Origin of the sequence: Gibbsiella greigii (genome assembly GCF_039540155.1) — a bacterium.
GTDB lineage: Bacteria > Pseudomonadota > Gammaproteobacteria > Enterobacterales > Enterobacteriaceae > Gibbsiella > Gibbsiella quercinecans.
Genome location: NZ_BAABEM010000049.1, coordinates 89,614 through 110,028, shown reverse-complemented (window position 1 = coordinate 110,028; position 20,415 = coordinate 89,614). Strand labels below are relative to the sequence as shown.

19 protein-coding genes are annotated in these 20,415 nt (G+C 57.3%); 13 read left to right on the top strand and 6 right to left on the bottom strand.

Features of this window, described 5'->3' with window-relative positions:
• The first annotated feature begins 114 nt into the window (after positions 1–114).
• The 9 genes from AC559G_RS21530 to AC559G_RS21490 all read left to right on the top strand — a co-directional run bounded on the left by AC559G_RS21530 (position 115) and on the right by AC559G_RS21490 (position 8,670).
• Positions 115–849, top strand: a complete 735-nt coding sequence (locus AC559G_RS21530) for a carbonic anhydrase (protein ID WP_498914586.1) — start codon at positions 115–117, stop codon at positions 847–849.
• A gap of 341 nt (positions 850–1,190) precedes the next feature.
• On the top strand, positions 1,191–2,195 hold the full coding sequence (gene dusB / locus AC559G_RS21525; protein WP_095846926.1) for a tRNA dihydrouridine synthase DusB: 1,005 nt from the start codon (positions 1,191–1,193) through the stop codon (positions 2,193–2,195).
• A complete protein-coding gene (fis, locus tag AC559G_RS21520) occupies positions 2,177–2,473 on the top strand; it encodes a DNA-binding transcriptional regulator Fis (RefSeq protein WP_000462905.1) in 297 nt (98 codons plus the stop codon). The genes dusB and fis overlap by 19 nt, the downstream gene beginning before the upstream one ends.
• A 174-nt stretch (positions 2,474–2,647) precedes the next feature.
• Positions 2,648–2,956 (top strand): Rdx family protein, encoded by a 309-nt coding sequence (locus tag AC559G_RS21515; protein ID WP_498914576.1) that lies wholly within the window; start codon positions 2,648–2,650, stop codon positions 2,954–2,956.
• A 282-nt stretch (positions 2,957–3,238) separates the two neighbouring features.
• Positions 3,239–4,159, top strand: coding sequence for a kdo(2)-lipid IV(A) palmitoleoyltransferase (gene lpxP / locus AC559G_RS21510; RefSeq protein WP_498914574.1), 921 nt, complete (start codon positions 3,239–3,241; stop codon positions 4,157–4,159).
• A gap of 354 nt (positions 4,160–4,513) precedes the next feature.
• Positions 4,514–5,539 (top strand): amino acid ABC transporter substrate-binding protein, encoded by a 1,026-nt coding sequence (locus tag AC559G_RS21505; protein WP_438598775.1) that lies wholly within the window; start codon positions 4,514–4,516, stop codon positions 5,537–5,539.
• Positions 5,540–5,614: 75 nt separating this feature from the next.
• On the top strand, positions 5,615–6,793 hold the full coding sequence (locus AC559G_RS21500) for an amino acid ABC transporter permease (protein ID WP_498914572.1): 1,179 nt from the start codon (positions 5,615–5,617) through the stop codon (positions 6,791–6,793).
• 9 nt (positions 6,794–6,802) lie between these two features.
• Entirely contained in the window at positions 6,803–7,903 is a 1,101-nt protein-coding gene (locus AC559G_RS21495; RefSeq protein WP_498914570.1) for an amino acid ABC transporter permease, read from the top strand.
• An 8-nt stretch (positions 7,904–7,911) separates the two neighbouring features.
• Positions 7,912–8,670: an amino acid ABC transporter ATP-binding protein gene (locus AC559G_RS21490; protein WP_165907063.1), complete on the top strand. Its 759-nt coding sequence runs from the start codon at positions 7,912–7,914 to the stop codon at positions 8,668–8,670.
• A gap of 239 nt (positions 8,671–8,909) precedes the next feature.
• Here AC559G_RS21490 and AC559G_RS21485 read toward each other — a convergent pair whose 3' ends face one another.
• Together AC559G_RS21485 and AC559G_RS21480 are read right to left on the bottom strand one after the other, a co-directional pair.
• On the bottom strand, positions 8,910–9,599 hold the full coding sequence (locus AC559G_RS21485; protein ID WP_498914567.1) for an LrgB family protein: 690 nt from the start codon (positions 9,597–9,599) through the stop codon (positions 8,910–8,912).
• Complete coding sequence (locus AC559G_RS21480; RefSeq protein ID WP_498914566.1) at positions 9,596–10,012, bottom strand: CidA/LrgA family protein; 417 nt, start codon at positions 10,010–10,012, stop codon at positions 9,596–9,598. Before AC559G_RS21480 ends, AC559G_RS21485 begins: the two co-directional genes overlap by 4 nt.
• A gap of 145 nt (positions 10,013–10,157) precedes the next feature.
• Here AC559G_RS21480 and AC559G_RS21475 point away from each other — a divergent pair, with 145 nt between their 5' ends.
• Positions 10,158–11,045 (top strand): LysR family transcriptional regulator, encoded by an 888-nt coding sequence (locus AC559G_RS21475; RefSeq protein ID WP_095846917.1) that lies wholly within the window; start codon positions 10,158–10,160, stop codon positions 11,043–11,045.
• A gap of 56 nt (positions 11,046–11,101) precedes the next feature.
• Here AC559G_RS21475 and AC559G_RS21470 read toward each other — a convergent pair whose 3' ends face one another.
• The 3 genes from AC559G_RS21470 to AC559G_RS21460 all read right to left on the bottom strand — a co-directional run bounded on the left by AC559G_RS21470 (position 11,102) and on the right by AC559G_RS21460 (position 15,548).
• Positions 11,102–12,751, bottom strand: a complete 1,650-nt coding sequence (locus tag AC559G_RS21470) for a Na+/H+ antiporter (protein ID WP_095846916.1) — start codon at positions 12,749–12,751, stop codon at positions 11,102–11,104.
• 204 nt (positions 12,752–12,955) lie between these two features.
• Positions 12,956–14,299, bottom strand: a complete 1,344-nt coding sequence (locus AC559G_RS21465; RefSeq protein ID WP_095846915.1) for an NCS2 family permease — start codon at positions 14,297–14,299, stop codon at positions 12,956–12,958.
• Positions 14,300–14,879: 580 nt separating this feature from the next.
• Positions 14,880–15,548, bottom strand: a complete 669-nt coding sequence (locus AC559G_RS21460) for a glutathione S-transferase family protein (protein WP_438596659.1) — start codon at positions 15,546–15,548, stop codon at positions 14,880–14,882.
• 289 nt (positions 15,549–15,837) lie between these two features.
• Between AC559G_RS21460 and bhsA the strand changes: the two genes are divergently transcribed.
• Positions 15,838–16,098, top strand: coding sequence for a YdgH/BhsA/McbA family protein (gene bhsA / locus AC559G_RS21455; protein ID WP_498914563.1), 261 nt, complete (start codon positions 15,838–15,840; stop codon positions 16,096–16,098).
• Positions 16,099–16,298: 200 nt separating this feature from the next.
• On the top strand, positions 16,299–16,640 hold the full coding sequence (locus tag AC559G_RS21450) for a hypothetical protein (RefSeq protein ID WP_095846896.1): 342 nt from the start codon (positions 16,299–16,301) through the stop codon (positions 16,638–16,640).
• A 121-nt stretch (positions 16,641–16,761) separates the two neighbouring features.
• Here the strand turns inward: AC559G_RS21450 and ssb1 are convergent, their stop codons facing one another.
• On the bottom strand, positions 16,762–17,301 hold the full coding sequence (gene ssb1 / locus AC559G_RS21445; RefSeq protein WP_095846895.1) for a single-stranded DNA-binding protein SSB1: 540 nt from the start codon (positions 17,299–17,301) through the stop codon (positions 16,762–16,764).
• Between the two features lie 277 nt (positions 17,302–17,578).
• Here ssb1 and uvrA point away from each other — a divergent pair, with 277 nt between their 5' ends.
• Positions 17,579–20,410 (top strand): excinuclease ABC subunit UvrA, encoded by a 2,832-nt coding sequence (gene uvrA / locus AC559G_RS21440; protein WP_498914560.1) that lies wholly within the window; start codon positions 17,579–17,581, stop codon positions 20,408–20,410.
• Positions 20,411–20,415 lie beyond the last annotated feature (5 nt).

Sequence of the window (20,415 nt, the reverse complement as noted above, 5' to 3'; positions counted from 1 at the left end):
ATCCCGTTTATCCATGACTAAAGTAGGTGTATCCTGCGTGCCGACAGGCATACTGCTGCATCACACAGGGCAGGTGCTGAATAACGCAGAGACTTATTTTAAAAGGGAAGGGAAATGAAAAATAAACTGTGGATTGCCATCATGCTGGCGGGCAGCGTTTCTGCCGGCGCCGCGGAACATGCGCATTGGGGCTATGAAGGCCAGGAAGATCCCGCGCACTGGGGCAAACTCTCGCCGGATTTTTCGCTGTGTGAAACCGGCAAAAACCAGTCCCCAGTCGATATCCAGGGCGCGTTGAAAACCCATCATGCACAGTTGAAGCTCGCCTTCCAACCGGGTGCCCAGCAGATCATCAATAACGGCCACACGCTTCAGGTAAACGTCAGCCAAGGCAACACCCTGATGCTGGACGGCAAAACCTTTACCATGCAGCAGTTCCACTTCCACGCCCCGAGCGAAAACGAAATCGACGGCAAACAGTTCCCGCTGGAAGCGCACTTTGTTTATAAGGCTGACGACGGTGCCCTGACGGTGTTGGCGCTGATGTTCCAGGCGGGCAAGGCAAATCCACAGTTGGCGCATGCCTGGAATCAACTGCCGGCGACGGCCGGTGAGCCGGCGCGGCTGAGCACGCCGGTGGATATCCAGGCAATGATACCGCCACACGCTAACTATTATCGCTTCAGTGGTTCGCTGACGACGCCGCCTTGTTCCGAAGGGGTAAGCTGGCTGGTGCTGGATAAGCCTGTAAGCGCTTCTGCGGAACAAATCGATCAATTCCGTTCCGTAATGCATCATGCCAATAACCGGCCGCTACAGCCGCTTAACGGCCGCGTGATCGTCGATTAACCGCCGCCGCGGCGCTTAACGACAAACAGCAAAACACACCGCTGTTTTAGGGGGGTTGGCGATGCATTTGCCTGATAAAGCCGCTATCCCCCCTGCTATCGCCGATAATAACCGTGACAATGGCAGATAATATCCTGTTGGCAGAGGAATATTTCCCTGAACACAAAATGGGCTAAAAAACACAAGTCATTGTTAAATATATATAATATTTTTCCGCACCGCGCGGAACCACATTTCGCGTATTCGTCAACGAAAAATTGGTCAAAGTTTGGCCTTTCATCTCGACGAAAAAATGCGTAATATACGCGCCCTTGCGGACACAGTATGGTCATTCTTTGTCTATGCGCATTGGACACCACCAGTTAACAAATTGCTTGATTGCGGCCCCGATGGCCGGCATTACAGATCGCCCTTTCAGAACATTATGTTATGAGATGGGGGCTGGGATGACGGTATCCGAGATGCTCTCCTCCAACCCGGAAGTGTGGCGTACAGATAAGTCGCGTCTGCGCATGGTACATAGTGATGAACCCGGGATCCGCGCCGTGCAAATTGCCGGATGCGATCCGGATGATATGGCCGCCGCGGCACGGATTAACGTGCAGAACGGGGCGCAAATCATCGACATCAATATGGGTTGCCCGGCTAAAAAGGTGAACCGGAAGCTGGCGGGATCTGCCTTGTTGCAGTACCCGCAGTTGATAAAACAGATCCTGCAGGCGGTAGTTAACGCCGTGGATGTGCCGGTAACGCTGAAGATACGTACTGGCTGGGCGCCAGAACACCGTAACTGTGTAGAGATTGCCCAACTGGCCGAAGATTGTGGTATTCAGGCTTTGACGGTTCATGGCCGAACCCGTGCCTGCCTGTTTAACGGCGACGCGGAATACGACAGTATTCGGGCAGTTAAGCAGAACGTTTCCATTCCGGTTATCGCGAATGGCGACATTACTGACCCGCATAAAGCCAGAGCAGTGCTCGACTACACCGGGGCCGATGCCCTGATGATAGGCCGCGCTGCTCAGGGGAGACCCTGGATCTTCCGGGAAATCCAGCATTATCTGGACACAGGGGAGCTACTGCCACCGATGCCGCTTGGCGAGGTGAAACGCTTGTTAATTGGGCATATTCGGGAATTGCACGGCTTTTACGGCCAAGGCAAGGGATTCCGAATTGCTCGTAAACACGTATCCTGGTATCTCCAGGAGCATGCCCCAAATGACCAGTTTCGGCGCACATTCAACGCCATAGAGGATGCCAGCGAACAGCTGGAGGCGTTGGAGGCATATTTCGAAAATCTTAGCGTAAAAAAAGAGCTGACAGAACTATGTTCGAACAACGCGTAAATTCTGACGTACTGACCGTTTCAACCGTAAACTCACAGGACCAAGTGACCCAAAAGCCTCTGCGCGACTCGGTTAAACAAGCACTGAAGAACTATTTTGCTCAACTGAATGGTCAGGATGTCAATGACCTGTATGAGCTGGTACTGGCTGAAGTAGAACAGCCACTGTTGGACATGGTGATGCAATACACCCGTGGCAACCAGACCCGTGCAGCCCTGATGATGGGCATCAACCGCGGTACGCTGCGCAAGAAACTGAAAAAATACGGCATGAACTGATACTAGTCAGTTAACGTATTGATAAAAGGCGCTTTAACCTTCATGGTTAAGCGCCTTTTTCTTTGCCGCAGTACAGCCGCCCGCACTGAGGGGGTGGGCACGGGTGGGGGCTGGTTGACAACAAGCAGTATGTCAGCAGAAGATGACCGCAATCTTACAATCAGAGCCTCACTGATGAAAAAACTCCCGGCGGTTACCATTCACTATTGTTCACAATGCAACTGGCTGCTGCGCGCAGGGTGGATGGCGCAGGAACTGCTAAACACGTTCAGCACCGATCTGGCTTCCGTGACGCTGGTTCCCGGTACCGGCGGCATCTACCAAATCCTGGTAGATGAAACGCTTATCTGGGATCGTAAAACCGATGGCGGCTTCCCCGACGCGGCCGTGCTCAAACAGCGTTTACGTGACCATTGCTTCCCCGAGCGTTCTTTAGGCCACACGGACAATAAGGCCCGTAAAGACGAAACCGCCGGCGGCTGAAATATCCGGTAGTAGGAATTAACCCGATCTATTCAGAATATTCATACTCTCTGGCACCCATTCCGGGCCGGCGGGTGTGATATACTGCCTCGCCAAGGGCCCAGTGCAGTTACCGTGTTCCCCCACCCGATACTAACGGCCCCTTGATTGTAAAGATTTAGTCAATTTATGGCTTTGGCTAAACCATCATCCTGGCCGGGTGTCTGAAGTATCGTAACGCTATAGAACGGCTTCTTAATGCGCTACAAGTTTCTGCTCCCTATATTGCATAAAAGAGTCGATATGAAGCGTACGCAAGCTTTCCAAGCAGCCCTGCTGCACCCCCGCTACTGGCTGACCTGGTTTGGCCTTGCCATCCTTTTCCTGCTGGTCCAACTGCCTTACCCGGTGCTTCATCGCCTGGGCATCTGGCTTGGCCGCACTTCAATGCGTTTCCTCAAGCGCCGCGTCGCCATCACCCGCCGCAACCTGGAGCTGTGCTTCCCAGATATGGAGCCGCAACTGCGCGAACGTAAAGTGGTGGGCAATTTTGAATCCCTCGGCATGGGGCTGCTGGAAACCGGCATGGCGTGGTTCTGGTCTGATAAACGCGTTAAGCGCTGGTTCAATGTTTCCGGTATCAACCACCTGAAAGTGGCGCAGCAAGACGGCCGCGGCGTACTGGTCATCGGCGTGCATTTTATGTCGCTGGAGCTGGGCGGCCGGGCAATGGGGCTATGCCAGCCGATGATGGCCATGTATCGCCCGCACAACAACAAGGCGATGGAATGGGCGCAAACTAAAGGCCGTATGCGCTCTAACAAAGCCATGCTGGACCGTAAAGATCTGCGCGGCATGGTGCATGCGCTGAAACGCGGCGAAGCGGTATGGTTCGCCCCCGATCAGGATTACGGCCCGCGCGGCAGCGTGTTCGCCCCGCTGTTTGCCGTCGATCAGGCCGCCACCACCAGCGGCACGTTTATGCTGGCCCGCATGGCCAAGCCGGCGCTGGTGCCGGTGGTGTTAATCCGCCGTGAAAACGGCAGCGGCTATAATCTGCTGATTCAGCCAGCGCTGGAAAACTACCCGATGACCGATGAAATAGCCGCCGCTGCCTACATGAACAAAGTGGTGGAAAAAGAGATCATGCGGGCGCCGGAACAGTATATGTGGCTGCACCGCCGCTTCAAAACCCGCCCGGTCGGCGCCCCGTCGCTGTATTAATTCCCCCACTTTCGCCCCCGCCGCACCGCCGGGGGCTGTTGCTTTTGCAAGGTTATCGACCTCCACCGCGCATCAATCAGGCCGAACGGCATTCACAGCGCCTGATTTTCCCACCGCCAACGCCACAGCAATCCGCACCAAAATACAGCAGCCGCTGCGTCAACGCCTGTTATTAGTGCATACCCATGCATTCTTAAGCACTACTTCTTTATGGGTAGCTTGAATAATCAGACTCCTGCAATTCTGGCATCTTGTTTGCTAAGCACTCTTTGGCATTACTTCCATAGATTTTGAGAAGGTGCGCCCTACTGCACCAGTAACAACAATCAGTGCAATTCGCTTACAGGACGCTTTATGAAAAAACTAATTATCTCTACGTTGGCCGCTACGGCCACATTATTCGCTATCACAGGACAGGCACATGCCGGCGCCACATTAGACGCCATCAAGAAAAAAGGTTTTATTCAGTGCGGCATCAGCGATGGGCTGCCCGGCTTCTCTTATGCCGATGCCAGCGGCAAATTCTCTGGGATTGACGTCGATCTGTGCCGCGGCGTCGCCGCAGCGGTATTTGGCGACGCGGAAAAAGTGAAATATACCCCGTTGACCGCCAAAGAGCGTTTCACCGCGCTGCAATCCGGCGAAGTGGATATCCTGTCGCGCAACACCACCTGGACATCGTCACGCGATGCCGGCATGGGGATGATCTTCGCCGGGGTTAACTATTACGACGGCATCGGCTTCCTCACCCACCAAAAAGCCGGGCTGAAAAGCGCCAAAGAGCTGGACGGCGCCACCGTTTGTATCCAGGCCGGCACCGACACCGAGCTGAACGTCGCCGACTACTTCAAAGCCAACAAGATGCAGTATACGCCGGTCACGTTTGACCGCTCCGACGAGAGCGCCAAAGCGCTGGACTCTGGCCGCTGCGATACGCTGGCCTCCGATCAGTCGCAGCTGTATGCATTGCGCATCAAGCTCGGCAAGCCGGATGAGTTTATCGTACTGCCGGAAGTGATTTCTAAAGAGCCGCTGGGGCCGGTGGTGCGCCGCGGTGATGAAGACTGGCTGTCGATCGTACGCTGGACGCTGTTCGCCATGCTGAACGCCGAAGAGATGGGCGTCACGTCGAAGAACGTCGACCAACTGGCAGCCAAGCCCACCACGCCGGATATGTCGCACCTGCTGGGGCATGAAGGCACCTACGGCCAAGATCTGAAGCTGCCCAACGACTGGGTGGTCAAAATCGTTAAACAGGTCGGTAACTATGGCGAAGTGTTCGAACGCAACGTCGGCATGGGCAGCGAGCTGAAAATCAAACGCGGCCAAAATGCGTTGTGGAACCAGGGCGGCATCCAGTATGCACCGCCAGTGCGTTAATTCCCCGCTTAGCGTGTAGCGCCCGGCAGGGGGAAACCCCTGCCGGCACAGTCCTGGTTAACAGAGGTTTATATCATGTCCCCACGCCCAACCGTTAAAAGCGACCTGTCGCTGAGTAATCCCGCGGTTCGCGCCTGGCTCTACCAGATTATTGCTCTGGTGGCTTTAGTCGCCTTCGGCGGCTATTTAATTCACAACACAGTGACCAATTTATCCCATCGCGGGATTACCTCTGGTTTCGCCTTTCTGAATAATCCTGCCGGCTTCGGCATCGTGCAAAGCCTGATCGACTACCAGCAGGGCGACAGCTATGGCCGGGTATTCCTGGTCGGGCTAATGAACACGCTGTTGGTTTCGGCGCTTTGTATCGTTTTCGCTTCGCTGCTGGGGTTTTTCGTCGGTCTTGGCCGCCTGTCCGACAACTGGCTATTGCGCAAACTTTCTACCGTCTATATTGAAACCTTCCGCAATATTCCCCCGCTGCTGCAGATCTTTTTCTGGTATTTCGCCGTGTTGCGCAACCTGCCCGGCCCGCGCCAGAGCATTGATGTGTTCGGCAGCCTGTTCCTGAGCAACCGTGGGCTGTATATCCCGGCGCCAATCGCCGGTGAAGGCATATACGCCTTCCTGGCGGCGGTAGCGGTGGCCATTATCGCCATCCTGGCGCTGCGCCGCTACAACCACCACCGCCAGATCCACACCGGGAAGATCCGGCACACCTGGCCCTATGCCCTGCTGCTGCTGATCGGCCTGCCGGCGCTGGCCCACCTGCTGTTTGGCGCGGCCCTGCACTGGGATATACCGGAACTGCGCGGCTTTAACTTCCGCGGCGGCCTGGTGCTGATCCCGGAGCTGGCGGCGTTGACGCTGGCGCTGTCGGTCTACACCTCATCGTTCATCGCCGAAGTGATCCGCTCCGGTATTCAGTCGGTACCCTCTGGCCAGCATGAAGCGGCGCGCTCGCTTGGGCTGCCCAACCCCGTCACGCTGCGCCAGGTGATCCTGCCGCAGGCGCTGCGGGTGATTATCCCGCCGCTGACCAGCCAATACCTGAACGTGGTGAAGAACTCATCCCTGGCGGCCGCCATCGGCTACCCGGATATGGTGTCGCTGTTCGCCGGCACGGTGTTGAACCAAACCGGCCAGGCGATAGAAACCATCGCCATCACCATGTCGGTCTATCTGATTATCAGCCTGACGATTTCGTTGCTGATGAATATTTATAACCGGCGTATCGCGCTGGTTGAGCGCTAAGGGAACTTCATGACGATGACACTGCATTCCCATACCGCCGTTTCGCCCAACCGCCTGCAATTGGCGTTCGCCTGGGCGCACCGCAACCTGTTCTCCAGTTGGGCGAACAGCCTGCTGACGCTGTTCTGCCTGTGGCTGATGTGGGTGCTGATCCCGCCGTTGCTCAACTGGACGATCTTCGACGCCAACTGGCTGGGCAGTAGCCGCACGGATTGCACCCGGGACGGCGCCTGCTGGGTGTTCGTTCATGCCCGCTTCGGCCAGTTTATGTACGGCCTGTACCCCACCGATGAACGCTGGCGCATCAACCTGGCCTTGTTGATCGGGTTGCTTTCCATCGCCCCGATGTTCTGGAAGGCCCTGCCGCGCCGCGGGCGCTACATCGCCTGCTGGGTGGTGGCTTACCCGATTGTGGTGTGGGTGCTGCTGTACGGCGGCCTGCTCGGCCTGCCGCTGGTTGAGACGCGCCAATGGGGCGGCCTGACGTTGACGTTGATCATCGCCGCGGTCGGCATCGCTGGCGCGCTGCCTCTGGGGATCCTGCTGGCGTTGGCGCGCCGCTCCACGCTGCCCATCGTGCGCGTGCTGTCGGTGGTGTTTATCGAATTCTGGCGTGGCGTGCCGCTGATTACCGTGCTGTTTATGTCCTCGGTGATGCTGCCGCTGTTCCTGGCCGAAGGCACCAATATCGACAAGCTGCTGCGGGCGCTGGTCGGGGTCATCATGTTCCAGTCCGCCTACGTGGCGGAAGTGGTGCGCGGTGGGCTGCAGGCGCTGCCGAAGGGGCAGTACGAAGCCGCAGAATCGCTTGGACTGGGCTACTGGAAAACCCAGGGGCTGGTGATCCTGCCGCAGGCGCTGAAACTGACGATCCCTGGCCTGGTCAACACCATCATCGCGCTGTTTAAGGACACCAGCCTGGTGATCATCATCGGCCTGTTCGATCTGTTCAGCAGCGTGCAGCAGGCAACGGTCGATCCGGCCTGGCTGGGCATGTCGACTGAAGGCTACGTGTTTGCCGCCGCCATCTATTGGGTTTTCTGTTTCAGCATGTCGCGTTACAGCCAGCATTTGGAAAAACGCTTTAATACCGGACGTTCCAACCACTGAGGTCAAGCATGAATAACACTACTACCGCCGGCGAAAAAATGATGATCACGCTGGACAACGTCAACAAGTGGTACGGGCAGTTCCACGTATTGAAAGACATTAACCTGCAGGTGCGCCCCGGCGAGCGCATCGTGCTGTGCGGGCCATCCGGCTCGGGCAAATCCACCACCATCCGCTGCATCAACCATTTGGAAGAGCACCAGCAGGGCAAGATCACCGTGGATGGGATCACGCTGGACGGCAATCTGCGCAACATCGAGCGGGTGCGCACTGAGGTTGGCATGGTGTTCCAGCACTTTAACCTGTTCCCGCACCTGACGGTGTTGCAAAACTGCACGCTGGCGCCATGCTGGGTGCGCAATATGCCGAAGAAAGAGGCGGAGGAGCTGGCGATGCATTATCTGGAACGGGTGCGGATTGCCGAGCATGCGATGAAGTTCCCAGGGCAGTTGTCCGGCGGCCAGCAACAACGTGTGGCGATCGCCCGCTCACTGTGCATGAAGCCGAAGATCATGCTGTTTGATGAGCCAACTTCTGCGCTGGATCCGGAAATGGTGAAAGAAGTGCTGGATACCATGATTGGGCTGGCTAACGACGGTATGACGATGCTGTGCGTAACCCATGAGATGGGTTTTGCCCGCACGGTGGCCGACCGGGTGATCTTTATGGATCGCGGTGAGATCGTAGAGCAGGCGCCGCCACTGGAGTTCTTCAGCAATCCGAAATCAGAACGCACCCAGGCGTTCCTGGCGCAGGTGATTCACTAATCTTCCCTCACCCAACCCTCTCCCAGCGGGAGAGGGCTTAATTCCGTGCGCGCTGCCAGCCACGATCTGCTCCCTCACCCAACCCTCTCCCAATGGGAGAGGGCTTAATTCCGTGCGCGCTGCCAGCCACGAGCGCCTGCTCTGGGCTGCCGCAGAATAACTGCGTACTGTCAACGTGCGCGATCTGTCCCCTCTCCCTGTGGGAGAGGGTTAGGGTTAGGGTGAGGGCGAGCAACCCGTCACCACATCAATTGCCCAATCATCGGTGCGGAAACCACAGTGATAATCCCGGCCAACATCATCACCAGGCTGGACACCACGCCCTCCTCCGGCCCCATTTCATAGGCCCTGGCGGTGCCCGCGCCGTGCGACGACGCCCCCAGCCCGGCACCTTTCGCCAGGCGGCTGCGCACCATTAGCCGCAGGAACAGAATATCCCCCACCGCCATGCCGAACACCCCGGTGATCACTACAAACAACGCCACCAAATCCGGTTGGCCGCCCATCTGTTTGGCCGCTTCCAGCGCGAACGGCGTGGTAATCGAGCGCACCGCCAAACTGCGCTGCACCGCTTCGGGCAACGTCATCAAACGCGCCAGCCACACAGAACTGTAAACGGCCACCAGCATGGAAGTGACCACGCCAACGCTCAGCGACAGCCAATGGCGGCGGATGATATGCAGGTTTTCATACACCGGCACCGCGAAGGCGATGGTGGCCGGGCCAAGCAGCCACAACAGCCAGTGGGTTTCCCCCAGGTAATCCTGGTAGGAGACGTGGGTGATCACCAGCAGCAAAACCAACACCAGCGGCGTCAGCACCAACGGCATCAGCAACAGGTTTCGGCGGCGGCGGTACAGCACCTTGTTGGCGAAATACAGCGCCAGCGTTATCGCAAAGCAGGCCAGGCTGATAATAAAATCACTCATTGCCGTTTACGCCGCTGTAGCCAGATTTCAAACCGATACACCCGATCGACCGCCAGCCCGGTGGCGCCCAGCGTCAACATGGTACTGACGGCAATCACCAGAAAAATCTTCCAGCCTTCCACCATCAGCAGTTGCGCGTAATTCACCACCGCCACCACCGCCGGGACAAAAAACAGCAGCATTTCCGCCAGCAGCCAGCGTGAGCCGGCTTTCACCCAGTTCAACGGCAAAATGCGCAGCAGAATCAACGCCAGCAGCAGCATCATGCCGATGATGTTGGCCGGCAGCGGCAGATGAAAGTGCTGCACCAACCGATCGGCGATCACAAACAGCACCGCGTACAGCACCACCTGAACAGGCACCTGCAGGCGGCTCAACAGGGAAGGCGCAGCTGGGCGTAACGCCAAAGACATGGCAAACCACCTCAAATTCCATCGAAAAAAACAGAAATAACAGTATACGTAGCCAAGAAACCAGAGATGAAATGAATTAAAATTATCAACATCATGCCGGACAGGAATAGTTTCTCACCGGTATTGTCCATCAGGAGAACCTACCGTGGATGTCCGCACCCTGCGCTATTTTGTTGAAGTGGTCCGCCAGCAGAGCTTTACCCACGCGGCGGAAAAGCTGTTTGTGACCCAGCCGACCATCAGCAAAATGCTGCGCCACCTGGAAGAAGAGCTGGAATGCACATTATTGATCCGCGAAGGGCGCCGGCTGCGTTTGACCGACAGCGGCCAGGCGGTGTATCAGCGTGGGTTGGCGATCCTGGATGAGTTCCGCCAGTTAGAAACCGAGCTGGACGATATCAGCGCGGTCAAAAAAGGTGTGTTGCGTCTGGGCATTCCGCCGATGGTGGGCCGGCAGATCGCCGATTTAATCCGCCAGTTCCGCCAGCGTTACCCCGGCATTGAGCTGCGTATTTCTGAACTGGGCGGCCTGTCGGGCGAGCAGGCGGTCATCGCCGGCGAGCTGGATCTGGCGCTGACCGCCTACTCGCCCGATTCCGAACAACCGCTCACCTTTCTTCCCCTGCTGGAACACCCGATGTGCGTCGTGGTGCCGCGCACCGCGCACTGGCAAAAGCGCACCGCCATCGATATTAGCGAGTTGGCCAACTCGCCGATCCTGATTTATAACGAAGACTTCGTGCTGTATAAGATGCTGATGGCGGCGTTCCGGCGAGCCGGGATCGAGCCGCAAATCGCCGTGCGCAGCGGCCAGTGGGATTTTTTGGCTTCCATGGTGCAGGCGGGCGTGGGCATCGCTATGCTGCCGGAGCCGGTGTGCCGGTGGCTGGATAAAGACAGCCTGCTTTGGCTGCCGCTGGCGCCGCGTATGGCCTGGAGCGTGGGGCTGATCTGGCGCCAGGGCAGCTACCTTTCCCACAGCGCACAGGCGTGGATCGCTTGCTGCCGCGACATCTATCCGCTGGCAAAATAGCCCGGCGCAAACAACAAGGGCCGCTCACAGCGGCCCTTGACGATAATGCGCGGCGTCTACCCTTCGCGCTCTACCAGCAGCGCTTCGAGCAGATCCAGATCGTGCAGCAGTTTTTGCAGCGTTTCATTGCTGATCTTCTGCGTGGCGCGCAGGTGATACAGCTCACCGCGCTCCGCACGCAGCGCCGTCAGGCGGAAACGCCGCTCCAGATTCTCCAGCGCCAGCGCATTTTCGATATCGTCCTTGCTGGCGATACGCCGCCGCAGCGTACCAATCACCCGTGAGCTGATCTCTTTTAGGATCTGAGGGTCGATATTCTCTTCGCTGTCGGCCGCCAGCCGCTCTTCCATTTTGTGGATGCTCTCAATCGCCACTTCCGCCGCCATGGCGATCGCCATACGTTCTTCGCCCTTGCTGACGCTAACGTCCGCCACCTGCACGCCGCGCAGCAACAGCGGCAGCGCCAGCACGCCGATCACCAACGACAGCAGGATCACGCCGGCGGCGATAAACACCAGTTGGTAACGCGCCGGGAACGCCGAGCCGTCGCTCAACAGCAGCGGGATAGAAAGCACACCCGCCAGCGTGATGGCGCCGCGTACGCCGGCAAATGATGCCACCCACAGCTCACGGGTGGTATAGCTGCCGAACAGCAGCGGGCGTTTCTTCAGAAAACGCCGGCTGGCCCCCTTCATCAACCAGAGCCAACTGAAGCGCAGCAGCAACAGCGCGGCGTAGATCACCGCCACATCGGTAAACAGGTACCAGGTTTCAATCGTCGGATCGAGCTCGGCCTGCAGGATGGAGGTTTCCAGGATGCCCGGCAACTGCAGCCCCAACATGATGAACACCATGCCGTTGAAGACAAACTCCAGCATCGCCCATACGCTGTTGGCACGCAGACGCATCGCCAGCGGCGCATTGCGGATAACGCCAGACTGGCTGATGGTCATCCCTGCCGCCACCGCCGCCAGGATGCCGGACACGCCGATATGTTCCGCAATCAGATAGGAAGCGAACGGCAGCAGCAGCAGGAACACGATCTGCGTCGCCGGATCGTCCCCGCTCCAGCGGCTCATCATGCGCAGCGATTTACTGTAGGTCCAGGTGACCGCAACCCCGGCCAGCAAGCCGCCAATCGCCACCTTTAAGAATTCCAGCGTGGCGCCGCCGACGGTAAACACCATGGTGCCCATCGCCACCGCAATGGCAAACTTCAACGAAACCAGGCCCGACGCGTCGTTCATCAACGCTTCGCCTTCCAGCACGCCCATGATGGTTTTCGGGATACGCCCCTTGCCGACAATGCCGGACAGCGCCACGGCATCGGTCGGTGAGAGCACGGCAGCCAGCGCAAACGCCGCCACCAGCGGGATGCCCGGCACCATCGCATAAATCAGGTAACCCACGCCAACCACGGTCACCAGCACTAAGGCCAGCGCCAGCCCAAGGATCTCCCGGCCGTGGTGAATAAACTCACGCGTTGGGGTTTTCCAGCCGTCGGCAAACAACAGGGGTGGGATAAACAGCACTAAAAACAGCTCGGGATCGAAATCGACATGCAGCCCAAAATGTGGCCAGGCCAACAGGGCCCCTATCGCAATCTGCATTAACGGCAACGGCACCTGGAACGGCAACATGCGCGTCACCACCCCAGAAAGCGAAACCACCAGGATCAAAATGAGGATTGTAAAAAAGATTTCCATGCTTTCCTTAGACTCTACGGTTCAAACTACCAAGGCGTGTTACCAAAGTATCTGCCGATGATAGATCACTTTTTTTACAGTGGATAAAACTTGTTGTGCCTTTCAGAAAGGCCTGAGGGCAAATACGCCACGGCGGCGGCACATCGCAAAGATAATGTGCCGCCGCCGGGTTGCCCCGCCGGGAACGGCGGGGGAAAAGCAAACTCAGATCGCCCAACCGCCGGCATAGAATGCCACCAGCGCCACCGCGATCAACACCGTGCCGATGTTCAGCTTGCGCCACTCGCCGGCGAAGATACGGCCAATCACCAACGCACTGAAGCCCAGCATGATGCCGGTAACGATGTTGCAGGTCAGAACGATAAACACCGCGCACAGCAGGCCGGCCATCGCATCCACAAAGTCGTTGAAATCCAGCTTGGTCACGTTGCTCAGCATCAGCAGGCCTACGTACATCAGCGCAGGTGCCGTCGCATAGGCCGGCACCAGATAAGAGAGCGGCGACAGGAATAAGATCAGCAGGAACAGGATGCCGACCACGGTAGCCGTCAGGCCGGTCTTGCCGCCCGCTGCGGTGCCTGCGGCGGATTCGATGTACACCGCTGCCGGTGAAGCCCCCACCAGGCCGGAGAATATGCTGCTCAGGGAGTCGGAAGTCAGCGCCTTGCCGCCGCTGATGATCTGCCCGTCTTTATCCAGCAGGTTCGCCTGCCCCGCCACGGCGCGGATCGTGCCGGTGGCGTCAAATATCGCCGTCATGACCAGCGCCAGCACGCTCGGCAGCACCACCGGCTGCAACGCCCCCATGATGTCCAGGCTGAAAATCAGCGAGTTACCATTGGCATCCGCCAGGCTCGGCATCGCAAACAGCCCCTGATATTTCACCGCCGGATCGAAGATCAGGCCGATAATCGAAATCGCGATAATCACCAGCAGAATACCACCCGGCACCCGCCGCTTTTCCAGCCCGAAGATCGCCGCCAGCCCTAGCAACGTCATCACCACCGGGAAAGAAGTAAAGGCGCCGAGCGCCACCGGCAACCCGTCCAGCGGATTTTTTACCACCAGGCCAACGCCGTTGGCGGCGATCAGCAGCAGGAACAGGCCGATACCGATGCCGGTGCCGTGCGCCACACCCATCGGCAGGTTACGCAGGATCCAGGCACGGATGCCGGTCACCGAAATCACGGTGAACAAAATCCCCATCAGGAACACCGCGCCCAGCGCTACCGGAATGCTGATATGTTGGCCCAGCACCAGGCTGAAGGCGGTAAACGCCGTCAGCGAAATGGCACAGCCAATCGCCATCGGCAGGTTGGCCCACAGCCCCATCAGCAGCGAACCAAAACCGGTGACCAGACAGGTAGCGACAAACACCGCCGTGGGGGGAAAACCCGCCTTGCCCAGCATGCTCGGCACCACGATCACCGAATAGACCATCGCCAGAAAGGTGGTTAACCCGGCCACCACTTCCTGACGCACGTTACTGCCCCGTTCTGAAAGTTTAAAAAATGCGTCAAGCCCACCTTTCGGCTGAGAATTCGACATATGCTTATCCCCTGTAGTCATCCCGACCATTGTTATACCCTTCATACTTCAAGTTGCAGGTGTGTTGGCTTGGTTACTCGGCCCATCCCTGGGCCTCGCCCCTTCGGGGCCGCTGCCAACTGCGTTCAAATCTGCTCCCGGCAGATTTGTCACTCACCCCAGTCACTTACTCCAGTAAGCTCCTGGGGATTCGCTGCGTTGCCGCCTTCCCGCAACTCGAATTATTTTGGGTATATATGGCCTTATTGTTTCCGCGTTGAGCCATGGCGAACCGCCGTTGCCAGGTTTCACCCCACACTTTTCCCTAACACCGCAACATGCAGCGCGAAAAAAGCAAACGTTTTAGCGTTTAACGCCTGGTGCGCGTCATTTATGATGTTTTATGCAAAGCAAACGATTATCCAACCTTCCGCACCGTCTAATCAATGAAAAACAGCGACAAAATATGCACAAAGGCATTAATGCTAATCATCAGCGAAAATGTGGGCTTTGTCACATAAATAATTGAGGGATAGCAGCCTGAAACGCGCCCCTTTCAACGCCTGGCATGGGATAAAAGATTGGCATTGGCGATGTTGGGCTAACGCGGCAATTCAAACGGGCCGCCCTGCTGCAGGGCGCGTTGATAAGCGGGGCGGGCATGGATGCGTTGCAAAAAATCGCTCAGTTGTGGGCAACCGTCCAGGCCGCCGCGTGAGGCCATCGCTTCGATAGGGAAGCTCATCTGGATATCGGCGGCGCTGAAGTCATTGCCGACAAACCAGGCGCTTTTCGCCAGGTGCTGTTCAAGATAAGCGCGGTGGCCGGCAATCTGTTTATCCAGGTATTCACGCTGAACCCCTTTGCCGATAGCCCCCGCAAGCGGGCGCATCAGCCAGGGCATCGGCGGATGGTCCAGACGGCCGAACACCAGTTTCATCACCAGCAGCGGCATTAGCGAACCTTCAGCATAATGCAGCCAGTAGCGGTATTGTTGGCGCGCATGAAAGTCGGTGGGCATAAACAGGCCCTGCGCATCATAGGCCTCTTGCAGGTATTCAATGATGGCGCCCGATTCCGCCAGCACCAGATCGCCATCCTCGATCACCGGCGATTTGCCCAGCGGGTGCACCTTTTTCAGCGCCGGCGGCGCCAACATGGTCACGCTATCGCGCTGATAGCGCTGCACCTGGTACGGCACGTTCAATTCTTCCAGGAACCACAAAATACGCTGCGAACGCGAGTTGTTCAGGTGGTGGACAATAATCATAGCGACGCTCCGGTTGGTTGCCTGGTTGCCACCCCGGCAAGACGTGGTGATAGGGGCCGGGGTATAACGCGGCGCCAGTGGATTACGGACAGCAAACGCCCGCCAATTGTAAGCGTAGTGGCGATCCCGGTATCCCGCCATGATCAAAGCCCAACGCGCATTATTCAGTCAATTAATTTGACAAATTAACTCAAAACTCTCCGATTTCCTCCGCCCAGCCAGAGGGCTATTATTCAACACATCGAGAGGGAACGCCCTCTCATCTAACAAACAAGCCAAGGAATTTATCATGAAAAGCATCAAAATTTTTGCTACTGCACTGCTGCTGACCACCGCTTCTTTTGCCACTGTCGCCGCCGACCACATCAGCAGCCAACCGGCTGAAGGCGCGCAAAAAATCGGCGTGATTTCCGTCACCGGCGCTTCCAGCCTGAGCTCACTGGAAAGCGAACTGGCCAGCAAAGCCGCCGCATCCGGCGCCAGCGCCTACCACATCACTGCCGTCGGCGGCCAGAATAAACTGTACGGCACCGCAGAAATCTTCAACTAATGACTAACCCCACCAGGTTATTCAAAAAAATGCCAGCCAGCGCCGCCTGCCTGGCATTTTCTTTAGCATGGCCCGCCTGCCTCTCATCGCCTGAAATGTATAAAGCAACCAGGAAGTGCTTCTAACGGCTGTATTATTATGCCGTTGTTTATTCGCCAAAAAATATGGAGCAGCGGTGATAAACTGTTTGAGGTCGTCAAATGAAGAAAAATATCATCGTTCTGTTGGCTATATTCTCACCATTATCAACCATGGCCGCATCTCCTGATTGCCATTCATGGCCAATGAATATGGCCGAAGCATGGATGAAGAATGCTGGGATTGTCGATATTGTTAATCTTGATGAATCGAAGACGGAGATTAACCGCCTGGCCTCGGAGAAGAAGGGCAAAGATCGCTATACTCAGGTTTATCATTTTGTTTTCCATGATAAATCAGGTGGGCGCTACGAGGTAATCACGCAAAGCGATGCATCCAGTACCGAGTGTTCAATAAGCGAAGTTAACAGCTATCTGGTGTCAAAAAGCGATATAACGCACTGACTGAGTTGGCAGCGGGCAACGTCCAAATGTGGAGCCCGAATGGTGTTTACGCAGCAATAAAAAAACCCTGCCGAAGCAGGGTTTCATCGTTCTTCGTCAACACATGCTAAAAATGCATGCGTTAGAACGGGATATCGTCGTCAAAATCCATTGGCGGTTCATTGCTGCTGGCCGCCGGGGCGCTGTTCTGCGCCGGGCGCGCCTGCTGGCCGCCGCTGAATTGATTGCCGCCCTGGGGTTGCTGTGGCTGGCCCCAGTTGCCCTGGCCACCGGCTGATTGGCCAGCGCCTGCGCCGCCGCCCTGCCCTTGCTGACGGCCGCCCAGCATCTGCATGGAGCCGCCAATGTTCACCACCACTTCCGTGGTGTAACGATCCTGGCCGCTCTGATCCTGCCATTTACGGGTCTGAAGCTGGCCTTCGATATAAACCTGTGAGCCTTTACGCAGGTATTCGCCCGCCACTTCCGCCAGTTTGCCGAACAGCACTACGCGGTGCCATTCCGTTTTTTCTTTCTGCTCGCCAGTCGCCTTATCACGCCAGCTTTCGGAGGTTGCCAGAGTAATGTTGGCAACTGCGCCCCCATTCGGCATGTAACGAACTTCCGGGTCTTGGCCCAGGTTCCCGACCAGAATTACTTTGTTTACGCCTCGGCTGGCCATGAGCACTCTCCTGATGAATGATTTTTACACAGTATAAACGAGTGAGTTTAACATGCCAGACGCGAAACCACACCTACGTTAATAACTGCGAATTGGGTTCCAGAAGTGTTCCCACACCCGGCTACGTTGCATTCATATACTGGATATCCATTCAGTTTTTTTTGTGCCATAATTATGCGTTTCGTACTGGCTGTACTGTTTTTTTGCGCGTTAAGTCACAAGAATGCACGCAAAAAGTGCAAACGGGCGCAGCGTATCATCAAGACGGGAAGTGTAAATGGACAATATCGAAGTTCGTGGTGCTCGTACCCATAATCTCAAAAACATCAACCTGATTATCCCACGCGACAAGCTGGTGGTGGTCACCGGTCTGTCTGGATCAGGCAAGTCCTCACTGGCTTTTGATACGCTATACGCCGAAGGGCAGCGCCGCTACGTTGAATCGCTTTCCGCCTATGCGCGCCAGTTCCTTTCTCTGATGGAAAAACCGGATGTCGATCATATCGAAGGGCTGTCTCCGGCCATTTCGATCGAGCAAAAATCAACGTCGCACAACCCGCGTTCCACCGTGGGCACCATCACGGAAATCCACGATTACCTGCGCCTGCTGTTCGCCCGCGTCGGCGAGCCGCGCTGCCCGGAGCACCATGTGCCATTGGCGGCGCAGACCGTCAGCCAAATGGTGGACAACGTGCTCAGCCAGCCGGAAGGCAAACGGCTGATGCTGTTGGCGCCAGTGATTAAAGACCGCAAAGGCGAACACACCAAAACGCTGGAAAACCTGGCCGCCCAGGGCTACATCCGTGCGCGTATCGATGGCGAAGTGTGCGATCTTTCCGATCCGCCTAAACTGGAGCTGCAGAAAAAACACTCTATTGAAGTGGTGGTCGATCGCTTCAAAGTGCGTGAGGATCTGGCCCAGCGCCTGGCGGAATCGTTCGAAACCGCGCTGGAGCTTTCCGGCGGCACGGCGGTGGTCGCCGATATGGACGACGCCAAGGCGCCGGAGCTGCTGTTCTCCGCCAACTTCGCCTGCCCGCTGTGCGGTTACAGCATGCGTGAACTGGAACCGCGCCTGTTCTCGTTCAACAACCCGGCCGGCGCCTGCCCCACCTGCGACGGCCTGGGCGTGCAGCAGTTTTTCGATCCGGACCGCGTGGTGCAAAACCCCGAGCTGTCTCTGGCCGGCGGCGCGATCCGCGGCTGGGATCGCCGCAACTTCTACTACTTCCAAATGCTGCGCTCGCTGGCGGACCACTACGATTTTGATATCGAAGCGCCGTTCAACAGCCTGGACGCCAACGTGCAAAAAGCCGTGTTGTATGGCTCCGGCAAGGAATCGATCGAGTTTAAATACATCAACGATCGCGGCGATACCACAGTGCGCCGCCACCCGTTCGAAGGCGTGCTGCACAATATGGAACGCCGCTACAAGGAAACCGAATCCACTGCGGTGCGCGAAGAGCTGGCGAAGTTCATCAGCAACCGCCCCTGCGCTTCCTGTAACGGCACGCGCCTGCGTGAAGAAGCACGCAACGTGTTTGTTGAAGACACCACGCTGCCGCAAATTTCCGATCTCAGCATCGGCCATGCGCTGACCTTCTTCCAGAACATGAAGTTGAGCGGTCAACGCGCCAAGATCGCCGAGAAAGTGTTGAAAGAAATCGGCGATCGCCTGAAGTTCCTGGTGAACGTCGGCCTGAATTACCTGTCGCTGTCCCGTTCGGCAGAAACCCTGTCCGGCGGCGAAGCGCAGCGTATCCGCCTAGCGAGCCAGATCGGCGCCGGGCTGGTGGGGGTCATGTACGTGCTGGATGAGCCGTCCATCGGCCTGCACCAACGCGATAACGAGCGCCTGCTGGAAACGCTGATCCACCTGCGCAACCTGGGCAACACGGTGATTGTGGTGGAACATGATGAAGACGCCATCCGCACCGCCGATCACGTGATCGATATTGGCCCCGGTGCCGGCGTACACGGCGGCCAGGTAGTGGCGGAAGGCACCGTTGCCGACATCATGGCGCAGCCGGATTCCCTCACCGGGCAGTTCCTGAGCGGCAAGCGCGAAATCGCCATTCCGCAGCAGCGCGTCCCGGCCGATCCGAGCAAAGTCTTGAAGCTGAGCGGCGCACGCGGCAACAACCTGAAGGACGTCACGCTGACGCTGCCGGTCGGGCTGTTCACCTGCATCACCGGGGTTTCCGGCTCGGGCAAATCGACGCTGATTAACGATACGTTGTTCCCGATTGCCCAGCGCCAGCTTAACGGCGCCACCATCGCCGAACCGGCGCCGTTCCGTGAAATTACCGGGCTTGAGCATTTCGACAAGGTGATCGATATCGATCAAAGCCCGATCGGCCGCACGCCGCGCTCCAACCCAGCCACCTATACCGGCATCTTCACGCCGGTGCGTGAGTTGTTCGCCGGCGTGCCGGAAGCGCGCAGCCGCGGTTATAACCCAGGGCGGTTTAGCTTCAACGTGCGCGGCGGCCGCTGCGAAGCCTGCCAGGGCGATGGCGTGATCAAGGTGGAAATGCACTTCCTGCCGGATATTTACGTGCCCTGCGATCAGTGCAAAGGCAAACGCTATAACCGCGAAACGCTGGAGATTAAATACAAAGGCAAAAGTATCCACGAAGTGCTGGATATGACCATCGAAGAAGCACGCGATTTCTTTGATGCGGTTCCCGCGCTGGCGCGCAAGCTGCAAACGCTGATCGACGTTGGCCTGTCGTATATCCGCCTCGGCCAATCGGCCACCACGCTGTCCGGCGGCGAAGCCCAGCGGGTGAAACTGGCGCGTGAGCTGTCAAAACGCGGCACCGGCCAAACCCTGTATATCCTTGACGAGCCGACCACCGGCCTGCACTTCGCCGATATTCAGCAGTTGCTTTCGGTGCTGCACCAGCTGCGCGATCAGGGCAACACCATCGTGGTGATTGAGCATAACCTGGACGTGATTAAAACCGCGGACTGGATTGTCGATCTGGGGCCGGAAGGCGGCAGCGGCGGCGGTGAGATCCTGGTTTCCGGCACGCCGGAAACCGTGGCGCAGTGCGAAGCCTCGCACACAGCGCGCTTCCTGAAACCAATGCTTGAGAAGAAATAACCGTT

What these genes read in the sequence shown, in the direction of transcription:
- AC559G_RS21505 (WP_438598775.1), top strand. Translation starts at nt 4,514, where the DNA reads ATGAAAAAACTAATTATCTCTACGTTGGCCGCTACGGCCACATTATTC.
- AC559G_RS21450 (WP_095846896.1), top strand. Translation starts at nt 16,299, where the DNA reads ATGAAGAAAAATATCATCGTTCTGTTGGCTATATTCTCACCATTATCA.
- AC559G_RS21490 (WP_165907063.1), top strand. Translation starts at nt 7,912, where the DNA reads ATGAATAACACTACTACCGCCGGCGAAAAAATGATGATCACGCTGGAC.
- AC559G_RS21465 (WP_095846915.1), bottom strand. Translation starts at nt 14,299, where the DNA reads ATGTCGAATTCTCAGCCGAAAGGTGGGCTTGACGCATTTTTTAAACTT.
- uvrA (WP_498914560.1), top strand. Translation starts at nt 17,579, where the DNA reads ATGGACAATATCGAAGTTCGTGGTGCTCGTACCCATAATCTCAAAAAC.
- dusB (WP_095846926.1), top strand. Translation starts at nt 1,191, where the DNA reads ATGCGCATTGGACACCACCAGTTAACAAATTGCTTGATTGCGGCCCCG.
- AC559G_RS21495 (WP_498914570.1), top strand. Translation starts at nt 6,803, where the DNA reads ATGACGATGACACTGCATTCCCATACCGCCGTTTCGCCCAACCGCCTG.
- AC559G_RS21515 (WP_498914576.1), top strand. Translation starts at nt 2,648, where the DNA reads ATGAAAAAACTCCCGGCGGTTACCATTCACTATTGTTCACAATGCAAC.
- AC559G_RS21485 (WP_498914567.1), bottom strand. Translation starts at nt 9,599, where the DNA reads ATGAGTGATTTTATTATCAGCCTGGCCTGCTTTGCGATAACGCTGGCG.
- AC559G_RS21470 (WP_095846916.1), bottom strand. Translation starts at nt 12,751, where the DNA reads ATGGAAATCTTTTTTACAATCCTCATTTTGATCCTGGTGGTTTCGCTT.
- AC559G_RS21530 (WP_498914586.1), top strand. Translation starts at nt 115, where the DNA reads ATGAAAAATAAACTGTGGATTGCCATCATGCTGGCGGGCAGCGTTTCT.
- bhsA (WP_498914563.1), top strand. Translation starts at nt 15,838, where the DNA reads ATGAAAAGCATCAAAATTTTTGCTACTGCACTGCTGCTGACCACCGCT.
- ssb1 (WP_095846895.1), bottom strand. Translation starts at nt 17,301, where the DNA reads ATGGCCAGCCGAGGCGTAAACAAAGTAATTCTGGTCGGGAACCTGGGC.
- AC559G_RS21460 (WP_438596659.1), bottom strand. Translation starts at nt 15,548, where the DNA reads ATGATTATTGTCCACCACCTGAACAACTCGCGTTCGCAGCGTATTTTG.
- AC559G_RS21500 (WP_498914572.1), top strand. Translation starts at nt 5,615, where the DNA reads ATGTCCCCACGCCCAACCGTTAAAAGCGACCTGTCGCTGAGTAATCCC.
- AC559G_RS21480 (WP_498914566.1), bottom strand. Translation starts at nt 10,012, where the DNA reads ATGTCTTTGGCGTTACGCCCAGCTGCGCCTTCCCTGTTGAGCCGCCTG.
- fis (WP_000462905.1), top strand. Translation starts at nt 2,177, where the DNA reads ATGTTCGAACAACGCGTAAATTCTGACGTACTGACCGTTTCAACCGTA.
- lpxP (WP_498914574.1), top strand. Translation starts at nt 3,239, where the DNA reads ATGAAGCGTACGCAAGCTTTCCAAGCAGCCCTGCTGCACCCCCGCTAC.